Origin of the sequence: Psychrobacter sp. NC44, assembly GCF_904846655.1 — a bacterium.
Taxonomy (GTDB): domain Bacteria; phylum Pseudomonadota; class Gammaproteobacteria; order Pseudomonadales; family Moraxellaceae; genus Psychrobacter.
Genome location: NZ_CAJHBN010000002.1, coordinates 303046 through 316667, shown reverse-complemented (window position 1 = coordinate 316667; position 13622 = coordinate 303046). Strand labels below are relative to the sequence as shown.

The window sequence follows — 13622 nt, the reverse complement described above, 5'->3', positions numbered from 1 at the left end:
TTATGGAAATAATAAACAAAGGAAGAATGTAATGTTAAACCATCAGCAAATTCAAAAAATAATTAACGATTATAGTAAAAAGATAGGGCTAAATATTGATGATGTTATTTTAAGAGATATGCCTTCTGGATTTGGTGAGCCACACTTGGAGATAAGCGGTGGCTATTACCACTATGTAATATGTGAGCGCGGTAGTGAGTTATCTAGAGAATCTTTTTTAGATGTAGACGATTTCATTTATGAGTTTTTTGAGATGGTAACGTCTAGGGTAGCAGGCGAGTATGAGCAAGAGAATAGTGTCATGAGTGAAGATCAAAGAGTTATACGCTTTAATAAGCAAATTGAACTTATGACGCAGCTAAATCATGAATGGGGTAGAAAAAAAGAAGCAGATATAACAGAAACTTTAAAAAAATTTCCTTATTCAGTTAATAACAGAACTTACGATAAGAAAACTTGGTTAAATAAGTTATTGAATTTTTTCAACCAATCAAACGGCAAACAGCCGCTTACCTGATAACTCAAGCGCTGCCTGCAATAATAACTCCCACGCTGGCTGACGCACGAGTCCTTTGATGGCTTGGTCACATTTATAAAGCAGGGCAGGCCATTCAGCCGTTTGAGTTTTTGACTGGCGACGGCAAGCTTGCTGGTACAACCCTTGTTTGCTACGCCAAATACCAAGCGCTTGCGGATCTTGCCCATCCATCAATTGCATAATTTGCCGCATGTCTTTACTAATCGCCCATAATACCAAGGTGGTTGGCTCGTCGGTGGCTTTCAGCTGAAACATGATTTTGGCGACTTGCGTGCTGTTACCGGCAAGCATGGCATCCGATAAATCAAAGACGCTAAATTGTGCATCACTGACCAACGCGGCTTGTAGATCCTTAATGTCTAAGGCAACATTGTTTGGAAGTTGTGTAGAGTGATCAGCCTGATGATTAGCCTCAATATTCTTAGCGACTAGCTGCGGCGCAAATAAATAGGAGAGCCGCCATAAGGTCTGATAAGCGCTTAGCAGATGGTGCTCAGTATGCGACATAAGCAGCTGCCACGCCTCTTGCGATAGCCGTAAACCAAACTGCTGAGCTTGTATTTGCAGTAGCTGCTGTCGTTGCTGCTCATTATATAAATTGCAATCAATGACATGACCATATTGAGCAAATGGCGTAAACCACTTGCTGCTTTGCGCTCGTTTGTCTTGCTTGGGCGTGAGCCATAATAAACTATGACTGTGCGTCCCTGTTTGAGCTTCAACGGCAAAGTGCTCAAGCTCAGTGATGACCGCCTTGTCAGGCTTATGGTTACCCGTCACGATGAGTGCACTGGCATCATCAAATAAAGACTGGCTACCAAGCTCTGACAATACTTCTTGCCAGCTCTTGACTGATATCAGCTCAATACGCTTAATCGCGTAATTCTGCGCGCGCCAATGTGGTCGCAGGGCATCGATGAGCCATTGACTGAGTAGTGGCTCATCACCATGCGCCAGCCACAAGCCCGCGACTGCAACGGAAGGCTGTAGTAGCTTTGGGTAGGCTTGTATAAAGGTATCTTGCATAGGGTAATAAGTACACAGATTGATGAAAATAAACGTGGAATGTGTTGCGCATTATAAACTATGGGTTTGGCACCACCACCGCGATCGATGTTGAGCCATTACCGCTTTGCACAGATTGTCTGACTCCAGAAGAGCTGACCTTTGGTAGGGAGATGGCGACATATTGATCAGTAATTCGGCGTGCCAAACTGTCATAGAGCCAGTCACGAATTTGATCGCCTTGCTGATCATCAGTGCTTACCGATGCTTCATTATATTGATAGCTACGCTCGACTTGGATAGGGTTGCTTAGCGTAATTGGTTTGCCATTTTCCATGGTCTGATAGCTGACATCTGCTGAAAGTACCAAGCGGATCTCTGTCAGTACACCGACCAGCTCATAACGCTTAAAACGGACGTTATTGATGGTGATAGCGGCAATAGGTTCAGCATTTGCTTGTTTGTTATTGTTCGCAACATCAGCTGCTGTCATGTTGTCAATGACCTCAACACCTAAAGTTTTTAGGCGTCTTGTCAATGGCAGCTTAAGCGGAAATGAGGTGCGATTGTCTTCGAGAATCACGGCTGTTTTGGCGACATCAAGCAGCATCGGCGCATCATAGCCACGCAGTTGAAAGCCGCAGCCACTAATAGCTGCCGTTGCACTTAGTAGCGTAAACATTGGCAGGGCAGTTAGAAAAGCCGCCGCCAGTTTTTGTCCGTTTGATTTTTTGGCAAAAGCGTCTTTTTTGCTTAAGCTGGCTTTGGGTGACTGACCTGCTCGATATTTATACGACATAATCGCTATCCTAATATTATGAAAAGGCTCAGACTAATCATTAAACTAATAAAAAGTACTGAGCCTAAAAAATCTAGCCTACCACCACGATGTTTACCAGCTTATTAGGGACGACGATTTCTTTTTTGATGTCGCCAGTCAAGAATTTTGCCACACTTTCCATTGAGCGTGCTTGTGCTTTTAGCTGTTCTGGATCGCTATTTGGGGCTACGTCCATTTTACCGCGCATTTTACCATTGACCTGTACCACCATCGTGATCATATCTTGTACCAGAGCATTTTTATCAACTTCTGGATAATTCAAGGTAATGGTATCTAAACCCAATTGCTCAAGTAAATGTTCACCAATGTGCGGCGCATATACGGATAGCATAATCAGCAGATCCGTCAATGCCTCATGCTGTACCTGTAGGTCTTGCTTGCTATTGGCCTTAAAACCAGTCAGCTCGTTGGTAAGCTCCATCAAACTTGATACAGGTGTGTTCAATGCCAAACGATCACCCAAATCACTATCAATTTTAGCAATGGTTTCATGGGTTTTACGGCGTAAGTTTTTGGCTTCTTTGCTTAAGCCATCAGTGCTCAAAGCTTCATTGTTCAGCGTCTCGATACTTAGGTTCGCGGCAGTAAGCGCTTGCATGTGTTCAGTAGCAATACGCCATACTTTTTTGACGAAGTTATAAGGGCCTTTGAGCGCATCATCTGACCATTCTAGCGTTTGATCCGCAGGTGCGGTGAAAAGCGTATAGAGGCGAACGGTATCAGCGCCATATTTATCGATGGTAATTTGCGGATCGACACCGTTATTTTTTGACTTAGACATTTTCTCGATTTTGCCAATGGTCACCGGCTGCCCATCAGATTTTAAGATGGCTTTAATCGGTTGACCACGTTCGTCATAGTCGATATCAATGTCTTCTGCAAAATAGTAGGTGGTACTGCCATCCGCATTTAGGCGATAGAATGTCCCTGCCAATACCATGCCTTGCGTCATCAAATTAGCAAACGGCTCATTTCCTGACACCAAGTCTTCATCACGCATCAGTTTATGGAAGAAGCGTGCATAAAGTAGATGCATCACCGCGTGCTCAACACCGCCGATGTATTGATCGACAGGCAGCCACTTATTGGCGGCAGATTTGTTGACCATGCTTTGCGCATCATTTGGGCTTGCAAAGCGTGCATAGTACCAGCTTGACTCCACAAAGGTGTCAAAGGTATCGGTTTCGCGCTCGGCAGGATTACCGCATTTAGGACACGTCGTATTGACAAACTCTGGAATATTTTTTAACGGATTTCCGCGACCATCAGGAACGACATCCGTTGGCAAGACAACGGGCAAATCTTGCTCTTCGACAGGTACGGTGCCGCAATGCTCGCAATTGATCATTGGGATAGGACAGCCCCAATAACGCTGGCGAGAAACACCCCAATCACGGAGACGGTATTGGATTTTTTTCTTAGCAAGCTCTTGTGGTTCTAGTTTGGTCAGCATCGCTTCAAATGCTTGCTCAAAGTCTAACCCATCAAATTCATCTGAATTGACCAAAGTATTGCGTTCGGTATAAGCACGATTAATCTCAGTATCGTTCGCCTTTGCATCTGCTTCTAACGCATCGAAATAGCCGACAGGGATATCGATGACTTGTTTAATGGGTAAGCTGTATTTAATAGCAAACTCATAATCACGCTCATCATGAGCAGGGACAGCCATCACCGCGCCTGAGCCGTAGCTCATAAGCACATAGTTGGCAACCCATACTGGCACTTCTTCGCCAGTGAGTGGGTGCGTGACCGTAAGACCAGTAGCCATGCCGATTTTTTCAGCTTTAGCTAGGTCTGCTTCTGCAACTGAGCCTTTCTTGCAAAGCGCACAGAATTGCGCAATCGCTTCATCATGCTCAGCCGCATACTGCGCTAGCGGATGTTCGGCGGCGACCGCCACATAAGTCACACCCATTAAAGTATCAGGGCGAGTAGTGAACACATCTAAGGTATTGGTCTCGCCAGCAAGCTCATAAGGGAAGTGTACTTCCATGCCTGCGCTACGACCAATCCAGTTGCGCTGCATGGTCAATACTTCTGATGGCCAGTGACCTTCTAGCTGATCCAAATCATCGAGCAATTCGTCTGCATAATCGGTGATATTGAAGTAATACATCGGAATGTCGCGCTTTTCGACCGCAGCGCCACTACGCCAGCCTTTACCATCGATGACTTGCTCGTTGGCTAAGACGGTATTGTCAACAGGATCCCAGTTGACTGTCGACAGTTTTTTGTAGACTAAGCCTTTTTTGTATAGCTGTAAAAACAACCATTGTTCCCACTGATAATACTCAGGGCTACAAGTGGCAAATTCACGTGACCAGTCGATTGATAAACCAAGCAGTTTAAGCTGCGCGCGCATGCTGTCAATATTGGCAAACGTCCATTTGGCAGGTGGCGTCTGATTGGCAATCGCCGCGTTTTCTGCTGGCAAGCCAAAACCATCCCAGCCCATAGGCTGCATGACCTCATAGCCCTTGAGGCGATAGTAACGGCTCAGTACATCAGAGATGGTATAGTTACGCACGTGACCCATATGCAGCTTACCGCTTGGGTAAGGGAACATCGACAGCATATAGCGACTTGGCTTATCGCTTGGCTCATTGCTCACTTCAAAGCGTTTATCAGTTGCCCATTTGGCTTGCTGCGCCGCTTCTATCGCTTGTGGGTTATAATGATTATTTTCAGCTTGGTCAGATGTCACAGTATTGCTCATAGTTGGCTCGAGATTGAATATTTTGATAAGAAATTAGATACGCTAGAATAGCGCAAATCGGCAAAAAATGCGATGGGGCAGCGCAATAATAGAGCAGTATTAAATACTATATAAACACTTATGGACTTACAGTAAGGCTAGGCATGCAAAAACTAAAAAAAGGGCAAGTATTAACATATCCTATTGATTTGTATTTATCAAACAAACACATATTATTAATTTTGGCTTTGGGGTTGTTGATTTTTCCGCTGTATTATTACTGCGTACCTATAATGCAAGAGGAGGGCGGTTGGGTTGCCGTCATAATCTTGTTGTTACTTATAATACTTATCGTTTTAGGAGTAATAGTGTCATTACTGGCTTTACTTAGCGGTAAACCTGCCTTACAGATCAGTACGAATGGACTAACCATTTTGCAAGTTCTACGCAAGTCAAAACAAAAATCTGTGTTGTGGCGTGATGTTGAGTGTATAGATATAAGTTATCAGGTTTATGGTAGAACAGAGACTTGGGCATTGGTTATTCAACCAAAACAAGGTAAGGTCATACAGTATCCGTTAAAAACTATGAGGTACAAAGATACGCTACTCAATGAGATGGAGATTTATCATATTGTTAAACTCGCTTTTGAAGGAAAGCCTGCCATACATTATCAGTCGATTGAAATGGAAAGAATAAAGCTGATTACTAAAAAAACCAAATGGCTATTATTAATTATTTTTATACTGTTATCGCTCGTTTATTTTTTTCAGTAAATAAGCATTTAATTTATATTTGACGTTGAGGAGTCTCTATGACCATCACTATTTACGGTATCAAATCGTGCAGCACCATGAAAAAAGCCTTTACCAAACTAGACGAGCTCGGTGTCAGCTATGAATTTCATGATTATAAAAAACAAGGTATCGATAAAGATAGCGTTCAGCGTTGGGTAGCTAAATTAGGCATCGATAAAGTGCTTAATAAACGCGGTACGACATGGCGTAAGCTAGAAGATGCTCAAAAGCAAGCGGCTGATGCTAGTCTAGATAACGCCATTGATTTGCTCGTAGAAAATACCAGTATGATTAAGCGTCCGATAGTTGAAGGTGAGCTGACTGATAAAAATAGGATTATACTACTATGCGGTTATGATGAAGCTGAGTTTGATAAAGTTTTTTCGTAAAAGAATACGGCTACCATCAATAAAGCCCGAGCTAAGAACCTCTTAGCTCGGGCTTTATAACACCTAAAATAAACCAAATCACACTTGCGAGCCATATAAGCAAGACGTAAAAGCGAATTTGTTCAGCATTCCAATCTAGTGCAAACCAATTAATGAGGAAAAATGACTTCCACCCTTCTATCCATTTTGCGCCACCATAGCCAATAATCCACCAGCAATATAGGCTTTCTAAGATAAAAAGCAGACACCAAAGCCATAATGCCATGATTTACTCCTGCTACTCGGCCAATGATGAACCTAAATCACGACTGATTAATGTACCAACCCCTTCATTGGTAAAAATCTCTAACAGTGTGGCATGAGGCACGCGACCATCGACGATCACCGCGCTTTTTACACCGCTACGTACCGCATCAAGTGCACATTGGATTTTGGGAATCATGCCGCCTGAGATAGTGCCGTCTTCAATGAGGCTGTCGACTTTCTTTGGTGTGAGTCCAGTCACGACTTCGCCGTCACGACCCAGCACACCTTTGATATTGGTTAGAAGCATGAGCTTTTCAGCTTGTAAGAATTCGGCTACTTTACCTGCAACCAAGTCGGCATTGATATTGTACGTATTGCCTTCGCTATCGACCCCAAGTGGCGCGATGACGGGAATAAAGTCAGAGGCAATGAGCATGTTAATCACGTCTTTATTGACACTGACCACATCACCGACAAACCCTAAATCTACGGGCACAGCAATCCCATCTGCGCCAATTTTTTCCATCATCAGTTTTTTGGCTAGGATTAAATTGGCATCTTTACCCGTCAAACCGATAGCGCGGCCACCGTGCTTGTTGATTAAGCTAACAATAGATTTGTTGACACTACCACCCAAAACCATCTCGACAATATCCATGGTGCTTTTATCGGTGACGCGCATCCCATCGATACGGTCTGACTGACGCCCCAACTCTTTTAACAAATTATCCACTTGTGGACCACCGCCATGCACGACCACGGGATGAATGCCAACGGTTTTTAACAAGACGATGTCGCGGGCAAATGAGCTTTCAAGCGCAGGATCCGTCATCGCATTGCCGCCGTATTTGACCACGATAAGCTTATCGACAAAGCGCTGGATATAAGGCAGCGCTGTGGTCAATACTTCAGCAGTGTTTTTGGCATCATCTAAATTAAGCGTCATTATAAACTCCTAAGTTATGGTATTAAAAAATCATATTTTTATGTGACAGCAACTACTTTGACGGTAACTGTTTTGATCAAAACTATTCGGCAGGAATAGCGACAATTTGTTCCGCTAGTTTTTTATCAAATGGGCGACATAAAGCGGCAAATTTTGCTTGGATGTCGCGTAAGTCTTCTATGCTATCACCAGCAAAGCGTGTGGTAAGATTGTGACTGGTGTTTGATTGGCGGAGCACCCCAAAACCATGGGCGAAATCCAAACGCACGCCATCAATACAGCTCAGCTTTGTCCCCACTGGCAATAAGCATTTGGCTTGCTTGGACGTCATATATTGTCGACTCATCGAACAACGGCAAAGCGATGGCTGGCTAGTAGCTATCCAATGATCATCAGAATCTTCTGCTACAGTCGCTTCCACAAGTTGGCGTAAATACTGACAAAATTTGGTCAGCTGCTCGACGATAGCATCGTCTTTTTTAAGGGTTTTAGGCATCGGCAAATAATGATCCGCTGTACTGACCATAGCAGGCAATTGCTCTGTAATATCAGTCAGAGATTTTTTACCGTGAGCATCGTAAGTCGCTAGCCAATGCAGCAATCGCAAGGCCGCGTACATGGCGTCATCATAAATAATAAAACGGCTATCGTTAAATATGAAATGCCCTGACAATTCACCCGCAAAGACGATTTGACCAGCAGACTGCTGCATCTGTCGGCGCATAAAGCTGCTGCCCGTTTTACTGAGCACAGGTGTTGCGCCAAGCTCAGATAAGAGCTTCGGTAGATGATGGGAGCATTTAATATCAAAAAGGATTTGAAAAGGCAGTTGTGAATGGCTTGGGCTTTTAGAACAGAGCGTTTCAGGGTGTTCGGTCAGCGCTACTTGCGCTAATAAATATAGCAAGTGATCGGGCGTGACAACTTTACCGCTATTATCGACGATCATTAAGCGGTCGCCATCGCCATCAAAAGCGATACCTATATCTGCTTGATGTTGACGCACACTTCGCTGTAACTGTTTAAGACGGTGTGGTTCAGTGGGATCAGGATTGCCAGAGGGAAAACTGCCATCTGCGGTGTCATTAATCATGATGACCTGCTGGCAAAAATGCTCAAATAAGCGCTGGGCGATATTACTGGTCGCCCCATGCATGCAGTCTATGACTACCACCACATCAAGGGTGTCAGATGGTTGTTGGTTATCTTTGGAGTGTTGTGTATTACAGAGATGGATTTGCTTAAAGACTTGAGCGATAGCCTCAATATAAGTCGTCGCGACTTGTGCATCAGATAAATTGAAAGGTTGATTACAAATAGATTTAGCAGTTGTATTTTTCAGCGTATTTTGAGCATCAACCTGTGCTTGAGCGTGATTGAGGTGGCAAGCATAGGTAGACCGTGTTTTTTGCCAAAGCAACTGAATCTCTGCATGGCTCGGAGATTGATGGTTGACCAACCATTTAATACCTAAAATGTCTTTAGCAGAATGACTGGCGGTAACGATGATGCCATGACCAGAATATTGCTCTGCCCAAAAAACCATCATGGGGGTAGTAATTAACCCCAGCTGGATAACTTGTAAGCCATATTCAGTCAGTATATTAGCCAATCTCTGAGCGATAATATTACTACCGAGACGCACATCATAACCAAGCACAATGACGGTTCTTTTGCGGTCGATACTTGGTTTTGGTAGGCAGACCTTGACAGGAGCTGCGGTTGAGTTGCAATCTGCGGCACTATAAAGCTGAGCAAATGCCTTGCCCAATGCTTGAATAAAGTCAGTGGTAAAATGCTGGCGTGAACCACGAATATCATAAGCACGAAATAAGCATTGCTGCGCAGCAAAAGACGGCATCGCTTACTCTCCTTATGGCGTGATTCACGTGATGGTGATTTTGTGATGACTAAAGTACAATTAAAATGGCAAATCAGTAATGATAACTAATTACTGACGACCAGAATGGCCAAAACCGCCCGCACCGCGCGCACTGGTATCACTAAACTCTGCCACCACTTCAAACTCCGGACGGGCGACTGGTACAACCACATATTGCGCCATACGTTCGGCAGGATTTAGCACAAAATCTTCATTGCTGCGATTCCAAATACTAACCATCAGCTCACCTTGATAATCAGCATCAATCAAGCCGACCAAATTACCCAAGACGATACCATGCTTATGACCGAGACCTGAGCGCGGTAAAATCATGCCCGCAAAATTGGGGTCTTGGATATACACCGCAAGGCCAGTGCCAATCAAATGCGTGGCTCCCGCTTTAATGGTCAAAGGTTCGTCAATGCAAGCGCGTAAGTCGATACCTGCGCTGCCATCGGTAGCACGCGTCGGTAGCGAGAACGCTTTATCTTCAATAATTTTAGGGTTTAAAACTTTAACTTGTACAGCTTGCATAACGCACTCACTTAACGATGTAATGGTTTTTTAAACAGAATGAATCACATTTTTAACTGTTAGGTTTTAAATGCTTAACAACAACTATTAATAGAAATAGCTGCTGATTGTTAACTTTTAGCTTTCAGATTTTCATAGGCGGTTGACTAAAGAATCAACACGCTCGCCAAGCCTAAAAAAGACATAAAGCCGACAATATCGGTCACGGTGGTTAAGATAACCGAGGCGGATAGCGCAGGGTCGATATTCATACGTTTGAGCATGAGCGGAATACTAATGCCTGAAACGTTGGCGGCGGTCATATTAATCGCGATAGCAAGCCCAATGACGGCGCTGATTTTAACATCATGAAACCACAATTGCGCAATAATCGCCATGATTATCGCCCATATGATACCGTTTATCGCGCCAACCCACAGCTCTTTATTTAATAACCATAGGCGATTTGACCCACCGATTTGACCCATTGCCATCCCGCGAATGACCACCGTCAGCGTTTGCGAGCCTGCAATGCCGCCCATACTGGCGACCACCGGCATCAATATCGCCAGTGCCACAACCTTCGCTAGCACCGCTTCGAACTGTCCAATCACAGCGGCCGCCAATAGCGCGGTACATAAATTAATACCAAGCCAAATACTACGGCTTTTGGCACTGGTTAAAATAGGCGCAAACAGCTCTTCATCTTGGCTGACACCGGCAAGGTTTTTCATGGTGCTATCGACATCATCTTGGATAATCTCCATGATATCTTCGCCGTTTAACTGTCCGACCAGCTCGCCGTGGCTGTTAATCACTGGGGCAAAGCGGATATCTTCTGAACGGAAAATCGACGCCGCATCTTGAATATCTAAGCGATCATTGACAGTGATGGCACTATGAATCAAGTCGGCGACTAAGGTGCTTTGCTGGTGTTTAATCAGATCCGCCAGACTTAACAGGCCAAGCAGCTGCTGGCTTTGGTCGACGACTAATAGCTCTTGGCTTTCATCATCGAGCAAATCAGCATTCTCTCGCAGCCAGCTTTGCACTTCTGCAAGGGTGATGTCGTCCCTGACTTGAATGAGGTCAGGATCCATATAACTGCCGACTTCCCAGTCTTCATAAGTATCGAGTTTATTGACCTGCACTCGGATGTCTTCATCCAAGGTTGCCATCACCGAGGTGCGCACACTTTCGGTAACGGTATCTAAAATCTCAGAAATGTCCTGCGCATCAAGGTCTTGGGTAAACAGGGATATCTCTTTTGAAGAAACATTCTCCAACAGCGGCTGGCGGGTATCAAACTCCAGCTCTGCCAGTACTTCACCTTTGATATTTTCTGGTACTTGCGCCCAAATCAGTAAGCGATTTTGGCTCGGGAAAGACTCTAATAGGCTGGCAATCTCATATTCTGATTGCTTTTCTAAAAACTCAGTAATCGCCGCATACGCTTTTTCTGCTACCAATTCTTGCAAATATAATAACTTATATTCGCCGCTTGCTTCTGCCGGATTATAGTCAGCCTGTCGGGTCAATGGTCGTTCAGGATTCGTCGTCGAGGTCGGCATAAAGGTTCCAAATTTTTAAAAGATATTCGTATAAAAATTGAGTTTACCGCTCATGTAAAGAGCGGTAAACAGGGTATCGCTTAAGTTCTAAACTTAACGATTACCTAGTAAAGCACGAATATTGGCCAAGTATTCATCAGCGACTTTTTCAGGGTCTTTGCTGGCTTTTTTCTTTTTTGCCTTCGCTGGCCAGTCGATATGATCTTCTGGCAATTCATCCAAAAAACGCGATTCAGAGGTCACGCGCATTTGCCCGCCTGCACGGCGCTGGGTCGCAAGCGTCAACGTCAGCTCACGGCGAGCGCGGGTAATACCCACGTACATTAAACGCCTTTCTTCCTCAATGGTTTCACTAAGGATAGAGTTGCGGTGTGGTAGCATTTCTTCCTCAAGTCCCATGATATAGACAAAATCAAATTCCAAGCCTTTTGCCGCATGTAAGGTCATCAGGTTCACTTTATTGGTATTTTCTTCTTCTTGCTGCTGCTCGAGCATATCAAGCAAGACCAATTTGCGAATGATGGTATCAATCGTACGGTCTTCGTCTTCTTCAGCGCGATTAATCAATGACTGAATACTGGTATAAAGCATGTCGATATTATCGATACGATTTTTTTCTTGTTGCGGTGTTTTGGCGTCGCTACGGACAAAGTCGATATAGCCGGTTTCGTCAATCATTTGACGGACGATAGGCACGGGGTCGGGGTGCTGATCGAGCTCACGCGTATAATGCTCGATGAAATCGCCAAACTCTTTTAAGGTACCATAGGCTTTTGACGGCAACACATGAGCAAGTCCAGCGTGGGTACAAGAGGCGAGTAGCGAAATGCTATGCTCTTGCGAAAATAGACCAAGCTTTTCAAGAGTAGCAGGGCCCATGCCGCGCTTGGGCGTATTGATAATACGTAAAAACGCGCTGTCGTCTTCGGGGTTTAAAATCAAACGCAGATAACCCATGATATCTTTGATTTCGCTACGGGCAAAAAACGACTGACCGCCCGATAATTTATACGGCACTTGCAGCTGACGCAATTGCGCTTCAAGCATGCGCGCCTGAAAGTTACTGCGATAAAGAACGGCGTATTGTTCCCATTCATTACCAAAACGCAGTTTATGGGTGACGATTTCTTTTGCCACGCGCTCAGATTCATCGTCGTCATTACGACAGTTAATAATGCGAATTTTTTCGCCTTGACCTTTATCTGACCAGAGTTTCTTTTCAAATAAATGCTCGTTATTGGTAATAACAGCGTTGGCAGAGGTCAAAATACGCGTGGTCGAGCGATAGTTTTGCTCAAGCATGACGATTTTGAGTTTTGGGAAATCTTCTTTGAGTAGCGCCATGTTTTCCGGTTTTGCACCGCGCCACGCATAGATAGATTGATCGTCATCGCCAACGACGGTAAAACGCCCTTGCGGTCCGACTAAGTATTTAATCATCTCATACTGGGCGGTGTTGGTATCTTGATATTCATCGACGAGTAAGTAACGAATACGGTTTTGCCATTTATCGCGCAGCTCTCTGTTTTCACGTAATATCTTGGTCGGCAGGACAATCAAATCATCGAAATCAACGGCGTTATAAGCACGCAAATTGCGCTCATATAAGGCATAGAGGGTCGCAAAAATCATGTCTTCTGGATCGTCTAAGGTTTCCATCGCCTTATCCGGTTCAATCAGATCGTTTTTCCAGTCAGAAATCATTTTAATGGCTTTGCCGACCAATTCACGACTTTCAGCGCCGCTTAAATTATCACGCATCATCAGCTCCATCAGCAAACGCTTACTGTCGTCACTGTCCATGATGGAGAAGTTACCCTTGAGTGGTGTATGAATCAGCTCATAGCGCAAAAACTGTAGCCCAAATTGGTGAAAGGTAGACACCGTCAGCCCGCGAGTTTTTTCACTCGGCAGCAATTTACTGACACGGGCTTTCATCTCGCGCGCCGCTTTATTGGTAAAGGTCACCGCGGTGATACGCTCGGCTGGCATGTTGCATTCTTCGATTAGATAGGCAATCTTGCGGGTAATCACCGATGTCTTACCGGAGCCGGCACCTGCTAGCACAAGCAATGGACCGGATACGTAGAGCATCGCTTCTTGTTGTTTGGGATTAAGTTGACTCATAAGGTGACCTGTAAGACAAAAGCAAAAAGAAAGCAAAAAAGGCGAGTGTTGATATCAAGCGTTGCTCAG

General features: G+C 44.5%; 12 protein-coding genes. 3 read left to right on the top strand and 9 right to left on the bottom strand.

Translation table 11 applies throughout. From position 1 onward, the window contains the following. Window positions 1-31: 31 nt before the first annotated feature. Window positions 32-517, top strand: a complete 486-nt coding sequence (locus tag JMX95_RS02575) for an Imm63 family immunity protein (protein WP_201559970.1) — start codon at window positions 32-34, stop codon at window positions 515-517. Here JMX95_RS02575 and holA read toward each other — a convergent pair. The 3 genes from holA to leuS form a co-directional block, all read right to left on the bottom strand. Further along, window positions 491-1564, bottom strand: coding sequence for a DNA polymerase III subunit delta (gene holA, locus JMX95_RS02570; RefSeq protein WP_201559969.1), 1074 nt, complete (start codon window positions 1562-1564; stop codon window positions 491-493). The genes JMX95_RS02575 and holA overlap by 27 nt on opposite strands. A 58-nt stretch (window positions 1565-1622) precedes the next feature. Then, complete coding sequence (locus tag JMX95_RS02565; RefSeq protein ID WP_227675937.1) at window positions 1623-2342, bottom strand: hypothetical protein; 720 nt, start codon at window positions 2340-2342, stop codon at window positions 1623-1625. A gap of 73 nt (window positions 2343-2415) precedes the next feature. Then, window positions 2416-5103: a leucine--tRNA ligase gene (gene leuS / locus JMX95_RS02560; protein WP_201559968.1), complete on the bottom strand. Its 2688-nt coding sequence runs from the start codon at window positions 5101-5103 to the stop codon at window positions 2416-2418. A gap of 143 nt (window positions 5104-5246) precedes the next feature. On the opposite strand from leuS, the gene JMX95_RS02555 reads away from it, so the two are divergent. Both JMX95_RS02555 and JMX95_RS02550 read left to right on the top strand, forming a co-directional pair. Then, complete coding sequence (locus JMX95_RS02555; RefSeq protein ID WP_201553463.1) at window positions 5247-5858, top strand: hypothetical protein; 612 nt, start codon at window positions 5247-5249, stop codon at window positions 5856-5858. A 38-nt stretch (window positions 5859-5896) separates the two neighbouring features. Further along, window positions 5897-6268, top strand: coding sequence for a Spx/MgsR family RNA polymerase-binding regulatory protein (locus JMX95_RS02550; RefSeq protein WP_201553474.1), 372 nt, complete (start codon window positions 5897-5899; stop codon window positions 6266-6268). Window positions 6269-6299: 31 nt separating this feature from the next. On the opposite strand, the gene JMX95_RS02545 is transcribed toward JMX95_RS02550, so the two are convergent. The 6 genes from JMX95_RS02545 to JMX95_RS02520 form a co-directional block, all read right to left on the bottom strand. Then, the gene (locus tag JMX95_RS02545; protein ID WP_087815830.1) at window positions 6300-6533 is read right to left on the bottom strand and encodes a hypothetical protein; all 234 of its coding nucleotides are present in this window, start codon (window positions 6531-6533) and stop codon (window positions 6300-6302) included. A 12-nt stretch (window positions 6534-6545) separates the two neighbouring features. Further along, window positions 6546-7460 (bottom strand): acetylglutamate kinase, encoded by a 915-nt coding sequence (gene argB / locus JMX95_RS02540; RefSeq protein WP_055124537.1) that lies wholly within the window; start codon window positions 7458-7460, stop codon window positions 6546-6548. Between the two features lie 82 nt (window positions 7461-7542). Continuing rightward, window positions 7543-9321, bottom strand: coding sequence for a phosphomannomutase/phosphoglucomutase (locus JMX95_RS02535; RefSeq protein ID WP_201559967.1), 1779 nt, complete (start codon window positions 9319-9321; stop codon window positions 7543-7545). Between the two features lie 90 nt (window positions 9322-9411). Continuing rightward, window positions 9412-9876 carry a dUTP diphosphatase gene (dut, locus tag JMX95_RS02530; RefSeq protein WP_068406547.1) on the bottom strand — a complete coding sequence of 155 codons (465 nt, stop codon included), beginning with the start codon at window positions 9874-9876 and terminating at the stop codon, window positions 9412-9414. Window positions 9877-10022: 146 nt separating this feature from the next. Beyond that, the gene (gene mgtE / locus JMX95_RS02525; protein WP_191692301.1) at window positions 10023-11426 is read right to left on the bottom strand and encodes a magnesium transporter; all 1404 of its coding nucleotides are present in this window, start codon (window positions 11424-11426) and stop codon (window positions 10023-10025) included. A 93-nt stretch (window positions 11427-11519) separates the two neighbouring features. Then, window positions 11520-13553, bottom strand: coding sequence for a UvrD-helicase domain-containing protein (locus JMX95_RS02520; RefSeq protein WP_201559966.1), 2034 nt, complete (start codon window positions 13551-13553; stop codon window positions 11520-11522). Window positions 13554-13622 lie beyond the last annotated feature (69 nt).

Bases quoted from the DNA above. Each gene is read 5' to 3' on its own strand.
- JMX95_RS02575 (WP_201559970.1), top strand. From the start codon at position 32: ATGTTAAACCATCAGCAAATTCAAAAAATAATTAACGATTATAGTAAA.
- holA (WP_201559969.1), bottom strand. From the start codon at position 1,564: ATGCAAGATACCTTTATACAAGCCTACCCAAAGCTACTACAGCCTTCC.
- JMX95_RS02565 (WP_227675937.1), bottom strand. From the start codon at position 2,342: ATGTCGTATAAATATCGAGCAGGTCAGTCACCCAAAGCCAGCTTAAGC.
- leuS (WP_201559968.1), bottom strand. From the start codon at position 5,103: ATGAGCAATACTGTGACATCTGACCAAGCTGAAAATAATCATTATAAC.
- JMX95_RS02555 (WP_201553463.1), top strand. From the start codon at position 5,247: ATGCAAAAACTAAAAAAAGGGCAAGTATTAACATATCCTATTGATTTG.
- JMX95_RS02550 (WP_201553474.1), top strand. From the start codon at position 5,897: ATGACCATCACTATTTACGGTATCAAATCGTGCAGCACCATGAAAAAA.
- JMX95_RS02545 (WP_087815830.1), bottom strand. From the start codon at position 6,533: ATGGCATTATGGCTTTGGTGTCTGCTTTTTATCTTAGAAAGCCTATAT.
- argB (WP_055124537.1), bottom strand. From the start codon at position 7,460: ATGACGCTTAATTTAGATGATGCCAAAAACACTGCTGAAGTATTGACC.
- JMX95_RS02535 (WP_201559967.1), bottom strand. From the start codon at position 9,321: ATGCCGTCTTTTGCTGCGCAGCAATGCTTATTTCGTGCTTATGATATT.
- dut (WP_068406547.1), bottom strand. From the start codon at position 9,876: ATGCAAGCTGTACAAGTTAAAGTTTTAAACCCTAAAATTATTGAAGAT.
- mgtE (WP_191692301.1), bottom strand. From the start codon at position 11,426: ATGCCGACCTCGACGACGAATCCTGAACGACCATTGACCCGACAGGCT.
- JMX95_RS02520 (WP_201559966.1), bottom strand. From the start codon at position 13,553: ATGAGTCAACTTAATCCCAAACAACAAGAAGCGATGCTCTACGTATCC.